Source organism: Sneathiella sp., assembly GCF_036844445.1.
GTDB lineage: Bacteria > Pseudomonadota > Alphaproteobacteria > Sneathiellales > Sneathiellaceae > Sneathiella.
Map to the genome: position 1 here is coordinate 215,207 of NZ_DAIUFV010000002.1, position 20,205 is coordinate 235,411.

At 59.9% G+C, this 20,205-nt stretch carries 19 protein-coding genes; 12 read left to right on the forward strand and 7 right to left on the reverse strand.

From position 1 onward, the window contains the following. Window positions 1-3 precede the first annotated feature (3 nt). The gene (gene coxB, locus V7Z56_RS04370) at window positions 4-855 is read right to left on the reverse strand and encodes a cytochrome c oxidase subunit II (protein ID WP_443023746.1); all 852 of its coding nucleotides are present in this window, start codon (window positions 853-855) and stop codon (window positions 4-6) included. Between the two features lie 475 nt (window positions 856-1,330). On the opposite strand from coxB, the gene tldD reads away from it, so the two are divergent. After that, the gene (gene tldD, locus V7Z56_RS04375; RefSeq protein ID WP_334128139.1) at window positions 1,331-2,761 is read left to right on the forward strand and encodes a metalloprotease TldD; all 1,431 of its coding nucleotides are present in this window, start codon (window positions 1,331-1,333) and stop codon (window positions 2,759-2,761) included. 16 nt (window positions 2,762-2,777) lie between these two features. Next, window positions 2,778-3,608, forward strand: a complete 831-nt coding sequence (locus V7Z56_RS04380; protein ID WP_334128140.1) for a hypothetical protein — start codon at window positions 2,778-2,780, stop codon at window positions 3,606-3,608. Here V7Z56_RS04380 and V7Z56_RS04385 read toward each other — a convergent pair. Together V7Z56_RS04385 and V7Z56_RS04390 are read right to left on the reverse strand one after the other, a co-directional pair. Beyond that, a complete protein-coding gene (locus V7Z56_RS04385; protein WP_334128141.1) occupies window positions 3,602-4,969 on the reverse strand; it encodes a glutamate--cysteine ligase in 1,368 nt (455 codons plus the stop codon). The genes V7Z56_RS04380 and V7Z56_RS04385 overlap by 7 nt on opposite strands. A 140-nt stretch (window positions 4,970-5,109) precedes the next feature. Next, complete coding sequence (locus V7Z56_RS04390) at window positions 5,110-5,853, reverse strand: 16S rRNA (uracil(1498)-N(3))-methyltransferase (protein WP_334128142.1); 744 nt, start codon at window positions 5,851-5,853, stop codon at window positions 5,110-5,112. Between the two features lie 100 nt (window positions 5,854-5,953). On the opposite strand from V7Z56_RS04390, the gene ubiA reads away from it, so the two are divergent. The 7 genes from ubiA (at window position 5,954) to V7Z56_RS04425 (ending at window position 12,730) form a co-directional block, all read left to right on the forward strand. Further along, window positions 5,954-6,886: a 4-hydroxybenzoate octaprenyltransferase gene (gene ubiA / locus V7Z56_RS04395; protein ID WP_443023755.1), complete on the forward strand. Its 933-nt coding sequence runs from the start codon at window positions 5,954-5,956 to the stop codon at window positions 6,884-6,886. Window positions 6,887-6,956: 70 nt separating this feature from the next. After that, window positions 6,957-8,465, forward strand: coding sequence for a UbiD family decarboxylase (locus V7Z56_RS04400; RefSeq protein WP_334128144.1), 1,509 nt, complete (start codon window positions 6,957-6,959; stop codon window positions 8,463-8,465). Window positions 8,466-8,523: 58 nt separating this feature from the next. After that, on the forward strand, window positions 8,524-9,294 hold the full coding sequence (locus V7Z56_RS04405) for a sulfite exporter TauE/SafE family protein (RefSeq protein WP_334128145.1): 771 nt from the start codon (window positions 8,524-8,526) through the stop codon (window positions 9,292-9,294). 59 nt (window positions 9,295-9,353) lie between these two features. Next, window positions 9,354-10,709 (forward strand): TldD/PmbA family protein, encoded by a 1,356-nt coding sequence (locus V7Z56_RS04410; RefSeq protein ID WP_334128146.1) that lies wholly within the window; start codon window positions 9,354-9,356, stop codon window positions 10,707-10,709. After that, window positions 10,706-11,503 carry a 3'(2'),5'-bisphosphate nucleotidase CysQ gene (locus V7Z56_RS04415; RefSeq protein WP_334128147.1) on the forward strand — a complete coding sequence of 266 codons (798 nt, stop codon included), beginning with the start codon at window positions 10,706-10,708 and terminating at the stop codon, window positions 11,501-11,503. Before V7Z56_RS04410 ends, V7Z56_RS04415 begins: the two co-directional genes overlap by 4 nt. A gap of 102 nt (window positions 11,504-11,605) precedes the next feature. Further along, window positions 11,606-11,773 (forward strand): hypothetical protein, encoded by a 168-nt coding sequence (locus tag V7Z56_RS04420; RefSeq protein ID WP_334128148.1) that lies wholly within the window; start codon window positions 11,606-11,608, stop codon window positions 11,771-11,773. Window positions 11,774-12,256: 483 nt separating this feature from the next. Continuing rightward, window positions 12,257-12,730: a hypothetical protein gene (locus tag V7Z56_RS04425; protein WP_334128149.1), complete on the forward strand. Its 474-nt coding sequence runs from the start codon at window positions 12,257-12,259 to the stop codon at window positions 12,728-12,730. Here V7Z56_RS04425 and V7Z56_RS04430 read toward each other — a convergent pair. Together V7Z56_RS04430 and xseA are read right to left on the reverse strand one after the other, a co-directional pair. After that, on the reverse strand, window positions 12,727-13,539 hold the full coding sequence (locus V7Z56_RS04430; RefSeq protein WP_334128150.1) for a M23 family metallopeptidase: 813 nt from the start codon (window positions 13,537-13,539) through the stop codon (window positions 12,727-12,729). The two genes, V7Z56_RS04425 and V7Z56_RS04430, sit on opposite strands and share 4 nt — an antisense overlap. After that, window positions 13,539-14,999 (reverse strand): exodeoxyribonuclease VII large subunit, encoded by a 1,461-nt coding sequence (gene xseA / locus V7Z56_RS04435; protein ID WP_334128151.1) that lies wholly within the window; start codon window positions 14,997-14,999, stop codon window positions 13,539-13,541. Before xseA ends, V7Z56_RS04430 begins: the two co-directional genes overlap by 1 nt. 81 nt (window positions 15,000-15,080) lie before the next feature. Between xseA and purD the strand changes: the two genes are divergently transcribed. The 3 genes from purD to V7Z56_RS04450 are packed head-to-tail and all read left to right on the forward strand — an operon-like array spanning window position 15,081 to window position 18,571. Then, window positions 15,081-16,361: a phosphoribosylamine--glycine ligase gene (gene purD / locus V7Z56_RS04440; RefSeq protein ID WP_334128152.1), complete on the forward strand. Its 1,281-nt coding sequence runs from the start codon at window positions 15,081-15,083 to the stop codon at window positions 16,359-16,361. A gap of 39 nt (window positions 16,362-16,400) precedes the next feature. Beyond that, window positions 16,401-17,471, forward strand: a complete 1,071-nt coding sequence (locus V7Z56_RS04445; RefSeq protein WP_334128153.1) for a phosphotransferase family protein — start codon at window positions 16,401-16,403, stop codon at window positions 17,469-17,471. A 50-nt stretch (window positions 17,472-17,521) separates the two neighbouring features. After that, entirely contained in the window at window positions 17,522-18,571 is a 1,050-nt protein-coding gene (locus tag V7Z56_RS04450; protein ID WP_334128154.1) for a phosphotransferase, read from the forward strand. 61 nt (window positions 18,572-18,632) lie between these two features. Here V7Z56_RS04450 and V7Z56_RS04455 read toward each other — a convergent pair whose 3' ends face one another. Then, window positions 18,633-18,860, reverse strand: coding sequence for a hypothetical protein (locus V7Z56_RS04455; protein WP_334128155.1), 228 nt, complete (start codon window positions 18,858-18,860; stop codon window positions 18,633-18,635). Between the two features lie 142 nt (window positions 18,861-19,002). Continuing rightward, window positions 19,003-20,205 (reverse strand): acyl-CoA dehydrogenase family protein, encoded by a 1,203-nt coding sequence (locus V7Z56_RS04460; protein ID WP_334128156.1) that lies wholly within the window; start codon window positions 20,203-20,205, stop codon window positions 19,003-19,005.

A 20,205-nucleotide genomic window follows, 5' to 3' on the forward strand; every position in this document is an offset into this window, starting at 1 on the left:
CTGTTATTGTGCGCGTGTCGCGGAGACCTCAGCGAATTTCATCGCCGGTGCGCTGTTACTTGCAAACTGTTCTTTCGCCTGGACGAGCCAGTCTGCATATTCTTCCTTGCTGACAGCCTTGACCATGATCGGCATGAAACCATGCAGGGCGCCGCAGAGCTCCGAGCACTGGCCGTAATACATGCCTTCTTTCTCAAACCGCATCCAGGTCTCGTTGAGACGGCCCGGGACAGCGTCCATCTTCACCCCGACAGACGGCATCGCCCAGGAGTGAATGACGTCTTCCGCGGTGACGAGGAGGCGAATGTTGGTCTGAACCGGGAGGACAACCGCATTATCGGTCGTCAGCAGGCGCAGCTGGCCGGGCTCCAGAGCATCGTCCGGGACCATCACGGCCTCAAAGGCAAGCCCGTCCTCATCCATATATTCATAGCCCCAGAACCACTGGTAGCCGATTGCCTTGAGCGTCATGTCCGGCTCTTCGACCCGGTCGGCGAAATACAGCAGTTTCAGCGAGGGGATCATGATAACGATCAGCAGCATGATCGGGATCACCGTCCAGGTAACCTCGATCAGCGTATTGTGCGACGTCTTCGAGGGTACCGGGTTGGCCCGCTTGTTAAAGCGGATAATGACAAAAATGAGCAGCGCAAGGACCAGCAGGCAGATCGCACCGATGATCCACAGCAGAAGGTTGTGAAGCATATGCTGCTGCTCCGCGACCGGAGAAAGCGCATCCTGAAGCAGCATCTGCCAGGGGCGCGGCACCCCGACGTCCGCCATCGCATTTCCTGCTGCCAATCCAGTGACTGATGCTGCGGTCATGAATGCGACAAGATTTCTAACCATACTCATCTTTGTTTCCCGTCTGTGTAACGTGACAATTTCTTATGGCCGATTTGTACAACCAGTATACGCCGGCCCGGCCTTTTTTGGATAGTTTTATGATTTCACTCGCGTCTTAGCGACAAATCAAAAAACAGTCCACCCGATTGCGCCGGAAACTACACCACCGTTATGCCCCATAACAAGCCTGAGGTTGCATTTAATCCATAATCGGTCTGAAATTTTTTCAGAGACTCACTGGAGAAAATGCAATAATCTGTTATTTTTCAATGTGTTGGCGTGTGCCCGCCAGATCTCCATCGCCAAGCCTACACCCGTCGGATTTCAAAGGAATTGTGACATTTTGTCACACCATCTTGAACAAAATCCGCCGGCTCGATTTAGAATCTTTCAAATCACTTTCCATGGGTGCCTCGACAATGGCGCGCGAAAGACACATATTCATTCTGGACAGCATGACAGACGACAAGACCGGAGCCATTTGATGACTGATGTAACGACCGCCAACAATCTCTTTTTCACGCCGACGGGAATGGACCGGGGAAAGGTGGAAAAGGAGGTGCGGAGCGCCCTCGCGAACGCGGATGATGGCGAGCTCTATCTCGAATATCGTCAGTCGGAAGGCTTCTCCTTCGATGACGGGCGGCTGAAGAGCGCGAGTTTCGATACGATGCAGGGCTTCGGCCTTCGCGCCGTCGTCGGCGAGGCGACGGGCTTTGCCCATGCGTCCGAGCTTAGCGAACGGGCGATCCGCAACGCCGCCGAAACCGTCAAGGCGGTGCAGAGCGGCAAGAGCGGCGTCATGTCGCTGCCGGCCGCCCGCGCCAACCGGCCACTTTATGGCGATGAAAACCCGCTGAGCGAAATTCCGTTTGATGTCAAAGTCAAAACGCTTGCCGAGATAGATGCCTATGCCCGCGCGCGCGACAGCCGCGTCGTTCAGGTCTCTGCCTCCCTCGCCGGCTCGTGGCAGGCTATCGAGATTATCCGCGCGGGCGGCGAGCGGACCGGCGATATCCGCCCCCTCGTCCGCCTTAACGTCTCGGTTGTCGTTGAGCAGAACGGACGGCGCGAGTCGGGCTCCTACGGCACCGGCGGGCGCACGGGCTACACCTTCTATCTTGAGGAAGCGACCTGGAAGGCGGCCGTTGACGAGGCGACACGCCAGGCGATTGTCAATCTCGACTCCGTCGATGCACCGGCCGGCGAGATGGATGTCGTTCTCGGCCCCGGCTGGCCGGGCATCATCCTGCATGAAGCGGTCGGGCACGGCCTCGAAGGCGATTTCAACCGCAAGAAAACCTCCGTCTTCTCGAACCTGATGGGCGAGCGGGTGGCCGCCCCCGGTGTCACGATCGTCGATGACGGGACGATCCCGGATCGGCGCGGCTCGCTCAGCATTGATGATGAGGGGACCGCGACAAGCTGCACGACGCTGATCGAGGACGGCATCCTTGTCGGCTATATGCAGGATCGCCAGAACGCCCGCCTGATGGGCGTGGAACCCACCGGCAATGGCCGGCGCGAAAGCTATGCGCATCTGCCCATGCCGCGCATGACGAACACCTATATGCTGGGCGGCGACCGCGATCCGGAGGAAATTGTCAAATCCGTGAAGAAGGGTCTTTACACCATCAATTTCGGCGGCGGACAGGTCGATATCACGTCGGGCAAGTTCGTCTTCAGCTGCACGGAGGCCTATCTCATCGAGGATGGCAAGCTGACGGCGCCGGTCAAGGGCGCAACGCTGATCGGCACGGGTAGCGAGGCGCTTAAAAAGGTGCGCGCGATCGGCAATGACATGGCGCTCGATTCCGGTATCGGCACCTGCGGCAAGGCCGGTCAGAGCGTCCCCGTCGGCGTCGGGCAGCCGACCATGCTGATCGAGGGCCTGACCGTTGGCGGGACCGCATAGGGAAAGCTTCGCGCAGATGTTACGGCGGCGATCCGCACTGCCGCCGTTCCTTCTCGCACTGCTTCTTGTCACCGTCCCCGCGCCCGCCGGGACGGCGGAACAGAACTGGCTGCCGCCCGGCAGCGCCATCGGCGTGACGGGCGCGCCGCCGGCCGAGCTGATCCGCGCCGGGACCATACGCGACGAAAGATGGCTCTATGGCCGGCTGCTGTTTCACAGCCCCGCGCTGCTTGGCGAGCGCGCGGTCCGGATCGGCCTTTCCTGTAACGGCTGCCACACGAACGGTCATCGCAACAGCAGCTTCTTCATAGAAGGATTGTCCGACCGGCCGGGCCGGATCGATGTCACCCACCGCTTCTGGAAGGCGGGATCCGATGACGGGCTCGACAACCCGATCGATATCCCCTCGCTCCGCGGCGTCCGGGATGGGGGACCTTACGGGACAACCCTCCAGTTGCCGGATCTCGCCGCTTTCACCCGGCATGTGATCGTTACCGAGTTCGCCGGCCCTCCGCCGGACGACGCGGACATAGAAGCGCTTCTCGCCTATATAAATTCGCTGGCCGGGCCGGAAGCGGCGGGCGGCGTAGAAAACTCCCCGCCGCTTGACGGCATTTCATATCTCCCGCTTCTTGCCGCCCCGATTGCGGCGGAAGACTTTCACGCCATTGACCGCCGATATGATCTCATCCTCAGCGACTACGGCCGCCACGCGGCGGCCGGCGATATCGCGCCTTCGGATATTGAGCGCGATCTTGCAAGGCTTGCCGCCCTTTATGAAAAAGCCGCCGCGGGGAACTTCGCGGCGGCCTCTCTTATCCATCAGTCACTAAGCGGCGGTCAGTAGGCATATTCCCTAAAGACCGGATCGACACTTCCCTTCCATTCTCCGTGGAATCGCTCGAGCAGTTCCTCCGCCGGCGTGCGGCCCTGGCGTATGATGGTGCGAAGTGCGTTCAGGAAGTGGCTTTCATCCTCGCCGAAGCTGTCGAGCCGCTTGCGCGCTTTAAGGCCCGCCGTCGCGATATCGAGGATATCGGAAGAAAATTCCAGCATGGTGCGGCCATCCGGCACCTCGGTCTTCAGAGCCTTCGTATATACTTCATCACGCATCCGCTGGCGATCTTCCGCGGTCCAGTTCTTGACAAGGTCCCAGGCGGCGTCCAGCGCATCGTCATCATAAAGCAGCCCGACCCAGAAGGCCGGCAGGGCGCAGAGCCGCCGCCACGGTCCGCCGTCCGCGCCGCGCATTTCAAGGAAGCGCTTCATCCGAACTTCCGGGAAGAGCGTCGTCAGGTGATTGTCCCAGTCCACAAGGGTCGGCTTTTCGCCCGGCAGCCCCGGCAGCTTTCCGGCAATAAAATCGCGGAACGACTGACCCGAGACATCGATGTAGGTGCCGTCGCGATAGACGAAATACATCGGCACATCGAGGGCGTAGTCGACATAGCGCTCGAACGAGAAACCCTCTTCAAAGACAAACGGGATCATGCCGGTGCGATCGGGATCGGTATCGGTCCAGATAAAGCTGCGGTGGCTGAGATGCCCGTTGGGCTTGCCCTCGGTAAAGGGCGAGTTGGCGAAGAGCGCGGTTGCAAGCGGCTGCAGGGCGAGGCTGGTGCGGAACTTCTTCACCATGTCCGCTTCCGAGCCATAGTCGAGATTGACCTGCACCGTGCAGGAGCGGAACATCATATCGAGCCCGTGCTTGCCGCGCGTCGGCATGTATTTGCGCATGATGTTATAGCGCCCCTTCGGCATCACCGGCGTCTCGTCCAGCGTCCATTTGGGGCTAAAGCCAAGGCCAAGGAAGCCAACGCCCATCTCGTCGCCAACCTCGCGGACCTGGGCGAGATGCGTATGCACTTCGGCGCAGGTTTCATGCAGCGTTTCGACGGCCGCGCCCGAGAGTTCAAGCTGCCCGCCCGGCTCGAGGCTGACCGAGCAGCCTTCCTTGGAGAGAGCGATGACATTCTCCCCCTCATAGTCGGGTGTCCAGTCGAAGCGCTGCAACCCCTCCAGCATGGCGCGGATGCCTTTCGGCCCCTCATAGGTCAGGGGCTCCAGCGTATCGAGAGTGAAACCGAATTTCTCATGCTCGGTGCCGATGCGCCATTTATCGCGCGGTTTGCACCCGCTTGCCGCAAATTCGACGAGTTGCGCCTTATCGGCTATTTCAACCGCCTCACCTTTGGAAGGTCCGGACATGTGATCCTCTTTGTTATTCTCGTGGCCGGGCACTGCGCCCCGTCGTCCGGCCTTGTCCCTCGAATAATGAATTGCGCAGATCGCAGCAAGTCAAAACTGCATATTTTGTAGAAACATAGCACTTATAGGCCGATCTATTGTCAAGATATCCAGTCACCATGGAACGCCTGAAGCAATGAAAGGGCCGCGATAACCGCCGTCTCCGCCCGCAGGATCCGCGGGCCGAGGGAAATGGCATAGGTGTTTTCTCGCGCGCTTATAAAGGCGATCTCCTCATCCGTGAAGCCACCTTCCGGCCCGGTAACGATGGCCCATTTCCCGGCACGCGGGAGCGACGGGATGACTTCGCCTGCGCTGTTGCCGCTCAGGCGCTCGTTGCAAAAGAGCAGCACCCGCTCCGGCTCCAGCGCCGCAAGCGCCGCACGAAGCGGCAGCAGTTCACCGACGACCGGAATGTTGAGCCGCTCGCATTGTTCTGCCGCCTCAAATGCCTGCAGGGTCATTTTGTCTTCGCGCAAGCGATCCGCATTGGTGCGCGCCGTCTGCACCGGCTGTAACGCGGCAACCCCAAGCTCCGTCGCTTTCTGCACGATGAGCGCGGTCTGCACTTTCTTCACCGGCGCGAAGAGGAGCGTGATGTCAGGCTCGGCAAGCTGCGGGCGGAGCTGCTCGGTGACATGCACGAGGCAATGGTTCTTGTGCGCCTCCTGAAGGACGCCGAGCCATTCGCCGTCGCGGCCGTTGAAAAGCGCGATCTTCTCCCCCGCCGCCTTGCGCATGACATTGGCGACATAATGCGACTGCGGCTTGTCGAGCACAACGCCGAGATCCTTGCCCAGATCACTTGGAACAAACAGGCGAAGCGAATATGGTTTTGGAAACATGGGGCCTTCTAACCTGCCGGCTGGATTGACGGTTAATTCTGCGATACATAGCAATGAATGTCTCCGACGTCATCTGTTGAAAGAACGGGAAAGAATGGAAATGCGCCGACCCGACCGGATCATTGCCGACGCAAGCAAGCAGAACTGGGTGGATCTTTACGCCCCGGAGGGCGTGCAGCCCTATATGAAGCTGTCGCGTCTCGACCGGCCCATTGGCACCTGGCTGCTGCTGCTGCCCTGCCTCTGGTCGATCGCGCTCGCCGCGCCGGCGCGGGAATTGCCGGATCTCTGGCTTTTTATTCTGTTCGCAATTGGCGCGCTTGTCATGCGGGGCGCCGGCTGCACGCTGAATGATATCGCGGATCGTAATTTCGACGGCAAGGTGGAACGGACCCGCAAGCGTCCCATCCCGAGCGGGCAGGTCACGCTCCTTCAGGCATTTATCTGGCTGATCATCCAGTGCCTTATCGGGCTTCTGGTTCTCCTCCAGTTTAACTTTTTTGCCATCGCGCTTGGCGCAGCCAGCCTCATTCTGGTCGCCATCTACCCCTTCGCGAAGCGCTTCACCTACTGGCCGCAATTCTTCCTCGGCCTTGCATTTAACTATGGCGCGCTGCTTGGCTGGGCGGCGGTGACGGGGGAACTCTCGCTCGCCCCCGTCGTCATGTATCTCGGGGGCATCGCCTGGACGCTCGGCTATGACACCATCTATGCGCATCAGGACAAGGAAGACGATATCCTGATCGGCGTCAAATCGACGGCGCTGAAATTCGGCGCGAAAACGCGGCCGTGGCTTGCGGGCTTCTACGTCGTGATTTTCGCCTGCCTGCTCGTCTCGGGCTCTCTCGCGGGCCTTACCCTGCCCTTTTATATCGTGATGGCCGGCGCCGGCGCGCACCTTCTTTGGCAGATCAAGACGCTCGATATCGACGATCCGGATCTCTGCCTGCTGCTCTTCAAATCCAACAAGGTGTTCGGGCTGATCGTGCTTGTCGCCATCATGGCCGGCAAGTTTCCCGTGCCGTCCCTCTAGCCGCTTTCGCTTTACGGGCGGCGGCTCTCTCGGGCATAGTCACGAAGAAAGACGAGTTGAGGATAAGAATATGGCGTACGGATCATTGCGGGATTTCATGGCCCGGCTCGAGAAGGAAGGCAAGCTCGTGCGTGTCAAGGAGCCCGTCTCGACCGATCTTGAAATGACCGAAATCCAGACGCGGCTTCTCGCCGAGGGCGGACCAGCTGTTCTTTTTGAGAATCCGGTGAATGAGAGGGGCGAGAGAAGCGAGATGCCTGTTCTCGTCAATCTCTTTGGCACTGTCGATCGCGTTGCCATGGGCATGAACCGCAAGCCCGAAGAGCTTCGCGAGGTGGGCGAGACGCTCGCATTTCTCCGTCAGCCCGAGCCACCAGAAGGCATTCGCGAAGCCATGGGAATGCTGCCGGTTCTCAAAACCGTCATGAACATGCGGCCGAAGACAGTGAAATCCGCCCCTTGTCAGGAAGTGGTGCTGACGGGCGATGCCATTGACCTCGATCGCCTCCCCATCCAGACCTGCTGGCCGGGGGAGCCGGCACCGCTCATCACCTGGCCGCTCGTCGTGACAAAAGGTCCCGGCACGGACAAGACCGACGATTTCAATCTCGGCATCTACCGGATGCAGAAGCTCGGGAAGAACAAGACGCTGATGCGCTGGCTGAAGCATCGCGGCGGCGCCCAGCATCACGCGCGCTGGGGCAAGGAGAAGCGTGAACCGCTGCCGGTCGCCGTCGTGATCGGAGCCGATCCCGGCACCATCCTTGCCGCCGTCACGCCGATCCCCGACACGCTTTCGGAATATCAGTTCGCCGGCCTTCTCCGCGGGCAGAAGCTGGAGCTGGTGGATTGCACGACGGTTCCCTTGAAAGTGCCGGCGAGCGCGGAGATCATTCTGGAAGGGCACGTCTCGCTTGATGACTATGGCGATGAAGGGCCCTATGGCGATCATACCGGCTATTATAACTCGGTGGAAAGCTTCCCCGTTTTCACGATTTCCGCCATCACGATGCGCGAGAAGCCGATCTATCTCTCGACCTTTACCGGCCGCCCGCCGGATGAGCCTAGCGTGCTGGGCGAGGCACTCAACGAGCTTTTTATCCCGCTGATCCAGCAGCAGTTTCCAGAGATCACCGATTTCTGGCTGCCGCCGGAAGGGTGCAGCTATCGCATCGCCGTCATCTCCATGAAGAAGGCCTATCCCGGTCATGCCAAGCGGGTGATGATGGGCGCCTGGTCCTATCTTCGCCAGTTCATGTACACGAAATTCCTCATCATTGTGGATGATGACATCAATGTGCGCGATTGGAAGGATGTGATGTGGGCAGTCTCGACGCGGATGGATCCGGTGCGCGACATCACGACGATCGAGAATACGCCGATCGACTATCTCGACTTCGCCTCTCCGGAATCGGGGCTCGGCGGCAAGCTCTGCCTTGATGCCACCAACAAAATGCCGCCCGAAACCCACCGTGAATGGGGCCAGCAGATCCGCATGGATCAGGCGGTCGTCGAAAAGATCGACGGCCTTTGGGAGACGCTCGGCCTGCCGGGCAGCGGGAAACCGATCTGGAAATAGGCATATCAGATATCCGGAGCGGTTCCGATCCTGACACCGAATGCCGCGGGAAGGCCTTATGACGATCATCACGGACCCACAGTTCTACTTGCTCGCCGTTCCGGTGGTCCTGATGATCGGCATCTCCAAAGGCGGGTTTTCCGGCGCGCTCGGGATCGTTGCCGTGCCGCTCCTCACGCTGATCCTGTCCCCGATACAGGCCGCGGCGATCATCCTGCCCATTCTCTGCGTTATGGATATTTTGGGGCTGATCGCCTATCGGAGGACCTGCGACTGGCGCAATCTCACCTATCTGCTGCCGGGCGCGATTGTCGGCATCACCGCCGGCTATTTCCTCTTCAACTATTTGAGCGCCGATATCATCAAGCTTATCCTCGGCCTCCTCTGCGTTGCCTTCACCCTCAATCACTATATCCGCAAAGTACCAGAGGGTAGGGTGACGAAGGCGAGCCTTCAAAAAGGCAGTTTCTGGGGCTCGATTGCCGGCTTCACCAGTTTTGTCGCCCATGCGGGCGGGCCGCCGCTGCAGTTCTACATGCTGCCGCAGAAGCTCGACAAGACGCTCTATGTCGGCACATCCGTGTGGTTCTTTTTCGCCGTCAACTATGTAAAACTTGTTCCCTACGCCCTCCTCGGCCAGTTCTCGAGCGAGAACCTCGGCACCTCACTGATCCTGCTGCCGCTCGCGCCCGTCGGCATCTGGCTCGGCGTCAGGGCGCATAAACTGATCCCGGAGGCGATTTTCTACCGCATCGCCTATATGCTCGTGCTGCTGACAGGCGCGAAACTGCTGTGGGACGGGATTAACGGCCTCGGCCTGCTTTTCTGATTCACTTTTCGCTCCACACTGCCTATGTATGAAGAGTTGTGTTAACGATCCGGATTGCCATGTCTGAACAAACCGCAGAGCTCGACAAGTCGCTCGACATCCTGACCGATCTGATTGCGATCGCCCGCCGCAAGGGCGCCGAGGCGGCCGATGCCGTGCGCCTGCAGGGCTCCTCTCTCCAGGTCTCGATCCGCCAGGGCGAAACCGAAGAGATTGAACGCTCCGAAGCGCATGATCTCGGCCTTCGCGTGCTGATCGGCAAGAAGCAGGCGTTTGTCTCCTCCAACGACACACGCCCGGAGCTTCTCGAAGAACTTGCCGACCGCGCCATCGCGATGGCCCGCAATATGCCGGATGACAAATTCTGCGGTCTCGCCGATCCGGACCTGCTCGCGCGGGAGATCCCCGATCTTGATCTTTTCGATCAGACGACGCTGGCGGCCGATGAGCTTGTGCAGGCCGCCAAAGCGACGGAGAACGCGGCGCTCGCCGTCAGGGGCGTCACCAATTCGGAAGGCGCGAGCGCTTCTTCGGGGCGCATGTCCATCGCACTTGCGACCTCGGACGGCTTCAGCCATGCCTACAGGACGAGTAACTTTTCGCTCAGCGCCTCCGTCATTGCCGGGGAGAATCTCGGCATGGAACGCGATTACGAGTTTGACAGCCGCCATTTCCACGTCGATATGATGACGCCCGAGGAAATCGGCCGCACGGCGGGCGAGCGCGCGGTCGCACGGCTCAACCCCCGCAAGATGCAAAGCGGCAAATATCCGATCGTCTTCAGCACGCGGGTATCGGCGAGTATTCTCGGCCATCTCGCCGGCGCCGTTTCCGGATCCGCCATCGCCCGCGGCGCCAGCTTCCTGCAGGACGCCATGGAAACGCGGATTTTTAAAGACGGCATTCGGGTCGTTGACGATCCCCACCGCCTGCGCGGGGCCGGCTCCAAACCGTTCGACGGCGAAGGGGTCGCCAATCCGCGCCTTGATCTCGTGGAGGACGGGATCCTGCGAAGCTGGATCCTGAACAGCGCGACCGCAAAACAACTCGGACTTATAACAAACGGCCGGGCAACGCGCGGCACCGCCTCTCCGCCCGGCGTCGGCACGACCAATCTTTATATGGAAGCCGGATTACTCTCCTTTCGGGATTTGATCAGCGATATCAAATCCGGGTTTTATGTCACCAGCCTGATCGGCTTCGGCGTCAACCAGATCACCGGCGACTACAGCCGCGGCGCCTCCGGCTTCTGGATCGAGAATGGCGAAATCGCCTACCCCGTGTCGGAGCTGACGGTCGCCGGGAACCTGCGCGATATGTTCCTCGAACTGACGCCGGCCGATGATCTGGAATTTCGCCGCGCCACCAATGCGCCCAGCCTGCGCATCGACGGGATGACGGTCGCCGGGACATGACAACTCCGTTTGCAAGCGATTTTGCCCTGCTCGATCACGCCATGCGGGAGGCCGGCGACATTGCCAGGCGTTATTTCCGCAGGAATGTGAAAAACTGGGAGAAGAAGCCCGGTGACCCGGTGAGCGAAGCGGATCTCGCGCTCGATACGCATTTTCGCGAGAAGCTGACCGCCGCCCGGCCGGACTATGGCTGGCTCTCGGAGGAGACGGCCGATGATCTCTCACGGCTCGAGAAATCGCGGGTCTGGGTTGTGGATCCGATTGACGGCACGCGCTCCTTCATCGCCGGAAAGCCGGAATTTACCATCGCCGCCGCGCTTGTTGAGCACGGCCGGCCGGTGATCGGCATTGTCTACAACCCGATCTTGGAAGAATATTACACGGCTATCAAAGGCGAGGGCGCAGAGCTTAATGGCGAGCCGATAACCTGCGGGTTGAAAAGCGATCTGAAAAACACTCGCCTGATCGCGAGCCGCAAGGCCTTCGGCTGGCACGGCTGGCTGGAGGAAGTGGAAGGCGCCAATTTCAGCCATGTCAATTCCATCGCCTATCGCATTGTCAAGGTCGCTTCATGCCAGGCGGATGCGTCTCTCTCGCTGACTGAAAAAAGTGACTGGGATGTGGCGGCGGCCGATCTTATCCTTGCGGAAGCCGGCGGCATTACGACAACCACGAGCGGCGACCTTCTTATATATAACAGAAAATCCGTCAATCAGAAGAACGTCATCTCCACGACCGCGGCGCTCTATCCGCAGCTGATGGAAATGCTGCAGAGTTTCGGCCGGCCTGCGTGAGGGGCTGTCCAATCCCTTCATTTCCTTACAAAATAACGGTTGTAAATGGCGCGTCTATTGCCTAAATTTTCTGCCGTAATTAACGAAGCGGAGGGCGCCAGAATGAAGTCATTTTCCAAAGCGATCGTCACGGCAACTTTGCTGTCCTTTGCGTTGCTGGCTGCCGGATGCGGCAACACCTGGCAGGGCGTGAAGCAGGATACCAGTCGTAATCTGGACAAGGCCGGCGACACCGTCGTTAAGGCCGGTGAAAAAATGAAATCCGACTAAGCGGAGCGCGCGGCGACCTTCATCGCTCGCGCCTGCCAATACGATCCCCCCGATCAGAACGCCGGGAAGCGCCGTCTTTCCGGCGTTCTGCGTTTTCTTCATGATCGCAGGCACGACCATGATTCGCCGCGACGAAGCTTCTTTAACGAAGCCGACTAAAAAATTAACCATTGCGCCACGAGAATTAACCTATTCCCCCGCCCTGTTCCCCTGATGCCTGTCCTCATTGTGCAGATATTTTCCGTGCAGACGGCAGCTTTCTCGGCACCCCGTGGTGCCCGCAAGACCATGAGTTATATAAATATTTCCAATAATTTTCTGGAATGGGCAGGGCGCGATGATGTGCACCGGCGCAGGCGCGGCGAGTTGACGGCCCGCCCCCGGCTCCCGTAAAATTACAGAGACGTAACCGGCCAAGACGCAGTCGTTTCAGAACGTATTTTAGGCATTCTGGAACACACAGTTTCCCCAAGCGGAGGCTTCATGAAATCCTGGTACGCAATTTGCGGCCTGACATTGACACTCTTCTGCCTGAATGTGCAGGCGGCGCCGGTGCATGAAACCGCGCGCCTCACACAGGACTTTGTCAATGGCGGGTGGGTCGACGAATTGTACGAGGGCCCGGGCGATTTCTCCGTTGCGCCGCTTGCGCGCGAAGAGTTCAGGACCATACCACAAGCCCAGACCATCTCGCTTCACTTCGGCGATCCAAATCGCGACCTGTTTGCGGAGCTGATCACCAATCGTGAGGCCGCTCCGATCCAGTTTTTTTATGACTGGGTCGGCTATCTGTTCGGGCTTCGAACATGGGACATTGGCGACGATCCGAACTTATATGCGCGCTCGGGTCACGCACGGCCGTTTATCCCGGTACCCCTAGAGCTACCCATGTTCTTTACCCTGCTCGCCCTCGCCTGCATGGCGCTCATCCTGTTCAGATGGCGCAAACGCCGCTAGCCTTCCGGCAGGTTTTCGACAAGGAGCTGCGGGTCAAGCCGCACCTCGAACCAGTTGAGCCGCCAGTCGAGATGCGCACCGGTTGACCGGCCCGTCGATCCCACCTCGCCTATCTTGTCCCCCTGGCGCACGAGTTCGCCGACTTTGGCGGTCACCGCACTCAAATGCGAATAGACAGATATCAGCCCATAGCCATGATCAATCATGACCGTGCCGCCGGTGTAGTAGAGGTCGGGTTCGGCAAGTCGGATCACGCCGTCGGTTGAGGCGCGCACCGGGTCGCCCTCGGGCGCTGCGATATCGACGCCGAAATGTGGCCGCTTCGGAATGCCATTCAAGATGCGCTGACTGCCGTAGACGCCACTTACGCGTCCCTCGGCCGGCCACCGCCAGCCGGAAAGATACCATTCCTCTGCCGTCTTTATTGTCCTGATGCGGGCGATTTGCGCATTCTCAGCGGCAATGCGCTCATGCAGCGCAGGATCCGGCGTCACCTTCGCGGGCGGAAGGCCGTCGATCCGCTGGGTCTCATAGGCGCGTTGCGACACCTCAAGCAGCCGTTCTTCCACTCCGCCGTCCGGATAGCTAATTTTCAAGACCGCTGTCGGCGACGCATCGCGGCCAAAACCGAAGAGAAAGCGACCGGACGGCGCGACGTCGAGCGGCCGCTCATCGAGGGTGAGCGTGGCTCCAGGCTCCGTCATCCCGGTAACGAGCCCGCCCTGCGTCATGTTGCCTGCGAGAGTGGTCCGCTCCGCCATTGCCGGCGTTGCGAGAGAAAAAACGAATAAAAGAACAAGAAATCGCACTAAAAAAGGCTCTCCTGCTTTGGTTTTGGTTTGGGTTTCTGCGTCGCCGTCGTCTCGCCCTGCTTGCCGGACGGCGGGGCCGCGGCGGCGCGCTTCGGCGCCGCGCCATCGAACGTCGCCGCTGCGCGCCCATCGGAAAACTCGATCTCGACCCGCCGTCCGGCGGCCGCGCCGCCCACCGAGGATATCGGCCTGCCCGCCTCGTCCCAGACAATGCTGTATCCCCGTTTCAACACCCGCCGGAACGACAGGCTCTCGAGCAGCCGCGCGGATGCCGTGAGGCGATCCGCCGCCCGCTCGCGCCGGATAAGGATGCTCCGCGTCATCTGCCTCTCCGCCTGGCGTAAGGCATCGCCATACTGGCCAAGAGTTCGGTGCAGCAACTGCGGCCGGAGGTTTGCCGCCGCGCCCATATATTGATGACGCTTGACGTTGAGATTACCGACAACCGACTGCCGCAGCCGGCTGTCGAGATGGTCGAGATGCTGGGTTTTCTCGGCGATCAGGGAAGCCGGATCGCGAAGGCCGCGGGCAAGCCCGGCGAGCCGGTCGCGCCGGTCGCTGATGGCGCGGCTAAGGCTGCGCCGGATACGCCGGTCCTGATCTTCGACATAGGCGAGCAGCTCGCTTCTGACCGGCACGGCGATTTCCGCGGCGGCAGTCGGGGTCGGCGCGCGCCGGTCCGAGGCATAGTCGATCAGCGTCGTATCGGTTTCATGGCCGACGGCGGAGATAAGCGGGATCCGGCTTTCCGCTGCGGCGCGGACCACGTCCTCCTCGTTAAAGGCCCAGAGATCTTCAAGGCTGCCCCCGCCGCGCGCAACAATCAGCAGATCAGGACGCGGAATGGCGCCGCCCCCCTCCAGCGCATTGAAACCGCGAATGGCCTCGGCGATCTGCGCGGCGGCGGTATCGCCCTGTACCAGCACCGGCCAGAGCAGAACATGGGTCGGGAAGCGATCGCGAAGGCGATGCAGGATATCGCGGATGACAGCGCCCGTCGGCGAGGTAACGACGCCGATTACCTGCGGCAGGTAAGGCAGCGGTCTTTTGCGCGCGGGATCAAAAAGGCCTTCCGCGGCAAGCTTCTTTTTGCGCTCCTCCAGCAGCGCCATCAGCGCGCCGACGCCCGCCGGCTCCATCGCCTCGATCACGATCTGGTATTTCGAGCGGCCGGGGTAGGTCGTGAGTTTGCCCGTGCAGACGACCTCCAGCCCATCCTCCGGCCGGAAGCTCAGGCGATCGGCCGTCCCGCGCCACATGACCCCATCGATCACCGCGCGGTCATCCTTCAGCGTCAGATAGACATGCCCCGACGCTGCGCGCTTGAGGCCGGAAATCTCGGCACGCACCCGGACGTGGCCGAAGATATCCTCAACCGTCCGTTTCAGAGCGCCGCTCAGCTCCGAGACGGTATATTCGTGAATATTCGAAGAACCGGAATTGTAACTTTCTGACACGTTTTTCCTTCACATGTTTGGCCTGTCGCCACAGTATGCTACAAGACCTGCACTGTCCTTCAAGGGAAATAAAATTAGGCTATGAATATACTTGTAATTGGCTCCGGCGGCCGGGAACACGCGCTCTGCTGGATGCTGAAGAAATCTCCCCTTTTGACACGGCTGTTCTGCGCACCGGGCAACGGCGGCATCTCCGAAATCGCGGATTGCGTCCCGATCAACGCGACGGATATCGAGGCGATTATCGATTTCTGCAAAAAGGAAGCCATCGACTTTGTCGTCGTCGGCCCCGAGGTTCCGCTGGTGATCGGCCTGGTCGACGACCTTGAAGCAGCCGGGATCAAAAGCTTCGGACCGCGCGCCGCCGCCGCCGCGCTTGAAGGGTCAAAGGGCTTTATGAAGGATCTTTGCCGCGAGCACGGCATCCCGACCGCCGCCTATCGCCGGTTCGCCAATGCCGCCGAGGCGAAAGCCTACGCGGCGACTCAAGAGCTGCCGATCGTCGTGAAGGCGGACGGCCTTGCCGCCGGCAAGGGCGTGATCATCGTACAGACGCGCGAGGAGGCAAATGAGGTCATCGACGATATTTTCGATGGCATGTTCGGCGGCGCCGGCGCGGAAATCGTGATCGAGGAGTTCCTGACCGGCGAGGAAGCGAGCTTCTTCGTGCTGACGGACGGCGAGAATATTCTGCCGCTTGCGACCGCACAGGATCACAAGGCCGTCGGCGAAGGCGACCGCGGGCCGAACACGGGCGGTATGGGCGCCTATTCCCCGGCGCCGGTCATGACGGACGAGATGATCGACGCAACGCTCGAGCGGATCATCAGGCCAACTGTCAAGGCGATGAAGGAACGCGGCACGCCGTTCACCGGCGTTCTCTATGCCGGCTTGATGATCACCGACGAGGGGCCGAAGCTGATTGAATATAACGCCCGCTTTGGTGACCCGGAATGCCAGGTTCTCTGCGCCCGGATGGCGAGCGACCTGCTCCCCGCCCTGATCGCCACGGCCGAGGGCACCCTCGCCGGCATTACCCTTGACTGGCGGGAGGAAAGTGCGCTTGTCGTCGTGATGGCCGCGAAGGGATATCCGGGCGATTATGAAAAGAACACGGTCATCGGCAGCCTTGACGCCGCCGAAAAAATTGACGATGTGATCGTCTTTCACGCCGGAACGCAGCAAAAGGATGGCAAACTGCTTGCGACCGGCGGGCGAGTGCTCGGCATTACCGGTATCGGAAAAACTGTTAAACAAGCACAGGAAAAAGCGTATAGTGGCGTCCACGCGATCGACTGGCCGGACGGATTCTGCCGCTCCGATATTGGCTGGCGCGCCGTACGTCGCGAAAATGAAAAATAAACAGTAGATGTAAATAGATAACAAAAAAAAGGGGCATCCATGTCCGACGAATCAGAACAGTTTTCGGGAACGATGGAGGTTCGCGAGCGTCACCGTTTCGATGTGGCCGCACTAGAAAAATATCTCAAACAGCACGTTGCTGATTTCAACGGACCGCTGGAAGTTTCGCAGTTCAAGGGCGGGCAGTCGAACCCGAGCTACCTGCTGACGACACCCGGCAGGCAATATGTCCTTCGCCGCAAACCGCCCGGAAAGCTGCTTCCCTCCGCGCATGCGGTGGACCGCGAATATCGCGTCATGACAGCCCTCGCGAACACCCCGGTCCCGGTCCCCAAGACCTACTGCCTCTGCGAAGATGACGACATCATCGGCACGGCGTTTTATGTCATGGAGTTTATGGACGGGGTGATCGAATGGGATCCGTCCCTGCCCGGCTATTCAAAGGCCAACCGCGTCGCTGTTTTCGACAGCATGAACGCGTCGCTCGCCGCGTTGCATATGGTCGATTACAAGGCCGTGGGCCTTGAGGATTTCGGCAAGCCGACCGACTATATCGCGCGGCAGGTGAACCGCTGGACGAAGCAGTACCGGGCCTCCGAGACGGAGACGATCGAGGCGATGGAAGACCTCATCAAGTGGCTGCCGGACAACATCCCCGCGTCGGACGAAACGTCGATCGTGCATGGCGACTACCGCCTCTATAACACGGTGCTGAACAAGGAGACGCACCGCGTCATGGCGGTTCTCGACTGGGAGCTCGCAACGCTTGGCCATCCGCTTGCGGATTTCTCCTATCATTGCATGACGTGGCGGCTGGAGCCGCAGCTTTTCCGCGGCCTCAAGGACCTCGACCTGCCGGCGCTCGGCATTCCGACGGAAGAGCAGTATGTCAGGATGTATTGCGAACGAACCGGGCGCGACGGCATCGAGAACTGGGATTTCTATTTCGCCTACAATATGTTCCGCCTTGCGGCAATCCTTCAGGGGATCGTCGGCCGCGTAAAGGCGGGAACCGCATCGAACAAGAATGCGGCGGATGTGGAAGCGCGCGTCCGGCCTCTTGCAATGCGGGGCTGGGAACAGGCGGAGAAAGTGATTAAAGGGATCTGATCCCGATACCTCCCGATAAAAGCAAAAAAAGAGAAGAAGGGAATATATTCATGTCAGACACGACCGTCATCATCCCGGTCCGGGAGATGCACCAGTTCGACGAAGGCGCCTTGCACGACTATCTGAAAGCGCATGTGGAGGACTTCAAGGGCCCGCTTACGGTCAAGCAGTTTCAGGGCGGGCAGTCTAATCCGACCTTTCTTCTTGAGACCCCGGCGCGCGACTATGTCATGCGCAAAAAGCCCCCGGGAACGCTGCTGCCGTCCGCGCATGCCGTGGACCGGGAATATCGCGTGATCTCCGCGCTGCGCGACACCAACGTGCCGGTGCCGAAGACTTACTGCCTCTGCGAGGATCCGGATGTCATCGGCACGGCATTCTATGTGATGGAGAAGATCGACGGGCGCGTTCTCACCGATCCTGCGCTAGCGGGCCTCACGCCAGCGGACCGGAGCGCCATCTATGATTCCATGAATGACGCGCTCGCCAAGATGCACAACGTCGATGTTGATGCGGTGGGTCTTGAAGATTTCGGCCGCAAGGGCGGCTATCTCGCCCGCCAGGTGAGCCGCTGGACGAAGCAGTATCGCGCCTCCCAGACGCATGAGCTGGAGGGGATGGAGAATCTGATCAAGTGGCTGCCTGACAACCTGCCGGGCAATGATGAGAGCACCATCGTGCATGGCGACTTCCGCCTCGGCAATCTGATCCTGCACCCGACCGAGCCGCGGGTTCTCGCCATTCTCGACTGGGAGCTTGCGACCATCGGCCACCCGCTCTCGGATCTTGCCTACAACTGCATGGCCTATCATTACATGCACCCGGTCAACGGCGGGCTGGTCGGCCGCAATCTTGAAGAGCTCGGCATCCCGTCAGAGCAGACCTATATCGACGCTTACTGCAAGCGCACCGGGCGTGACGGGATCGACAACTGGGGATTTTATATCGCCTTCTCCCTGTTCCGCGTCACCGCCATCGTTCAGGGCGTATACAAGCGTGGCCTTGACGGCAACGCAAGTTCGGTTGTCGGCGAAGAATATGTGAAATACGCCAAGATGGTCGCTGATCTTGGCTGGAGCTACGCCGAGAAGCAGCGCTAAAGCATTCCAAAAGGTGGATTTGGGCCGGGGCGGTGAGTTGATCAGGCCGTCCCGCGTGCCCTCACCGCTCCGCGCTCTCGATGCGGAGCTTAGCCCAGCGCTCGACGCATTCCATCGGCTCCATCACGAAGCCGGCAGCATCGCCAAGCCCCCGGACGGGTTGCAATCCGGCACTGACGGCCAGATCCTGCGTCAGCCACTCACACGGATCGAGGCTTTCGTATCGGTATAAAAAACCCGCGACGATGACAATCACACCCAGCATTGTCCAGCCCAGAAATTTGATCATTTCCCCAATCCGTCTAGCCGTGAATACGGAAACACGCGCCTGTATATAGGCAATCCAGGGCGCCATGCTAATAAAAAATCGGCGCCGGAAAAAGAAAAGCCCCTCTTTCGAAGGGCTTTTCCATTTTATTCAGCGAATTTCGTCAGTCGTATTTTTTAAGCTCAAGACGACCGATCTGGTTGCGATGCACCTCATCCGGACCATCCGCAAGGCGCAAGGTGCGCGAGCGGGCATAGGCGTAGGCGAGGAAGAAGTCCTGGCTGACACCGCCTGCGCCATGCGCCTGGATCGCCCAGTCGATGATCTTGCCGGTCATCGTCGGTGCAATCACCTTGATCATCGCAATTTCAGCGCGCGCTGCCTTGTTGCCGACCGTATCCATCATATAGGCCGCCTTCAGCGTCAGCAGACGGGCCTGTTCGATCATGCCGCGGGCTTCCGCGATACGCTCGAGCGTGACGGTCTGCGAGCCGATGGTCTTGCCAAAGGCGACGCGGTTCTTGACGCGCCGGCACATTGCTTCCAGCGCCCGTTCCGCCACGCCGATCTGACGCATGCAATGGTGGATACGACCGGGGCCAAGCCGTCCTTGCGCGATCTCGAAGCCGCGGCCTTCGCCGAGCAGGATATGATCCGCCGGAACGCGTACGTCCTTGAACTCGACTTCGGCATGGCCATGCGGCGCATCGTCATAGCCGAAGACGCTGAGGGAGCGCTTCACATTGATGCCGGGCGTATCCATCGGCACGACGATCATCGACTGCTGGTTGTAGAGCGGTGCGGTCTTGTCGGTTTTACCCATGAAGATCAGGACTTTACACCGCGGGTCATTGGCGCCCGAGGTCCACCACTTGGTCCCGTTGATGACATATTCGTCACCGTCGCGAACGATCTCCGATTCGATATTTGTCGCGTCGGAAGAGGCAACAGCCGGCTCCGTCATCGCGAAAGCGGAGCGGATTTCGCCTTCCAGAAGCGGCTTCAGCCAGCGCTCTTTCAGCTCCGGGCTCGCATAGCGCTCGAACACTTCCATGTTGCCGGTGTCGGGAGCGGAGCAGTTGAACACTTCGGGTGCAAAGCTGACCCGGCCCATGATTTCGCAAAGCGGTGCGTATTCGAGGTTGGTCAGGCCGGCCCCGAGATCGCTTTCCGGCAGGAACAGGTTCCAAAGGCCGGCGGCCTTCGCTTTCGCCTTGAGCTCCTCCATGATCGGCGTCGGCTGCCAGCGGTCGCCGGAGTCGAGCTGTTCATGGTAAACATGCTCATTCGGATAGACATGTTCGTCCATGAAGGCCTGCAGCCTCGCTTGCAGCTCCTTCACCTTGTCAGAATATTCGAAAATCAT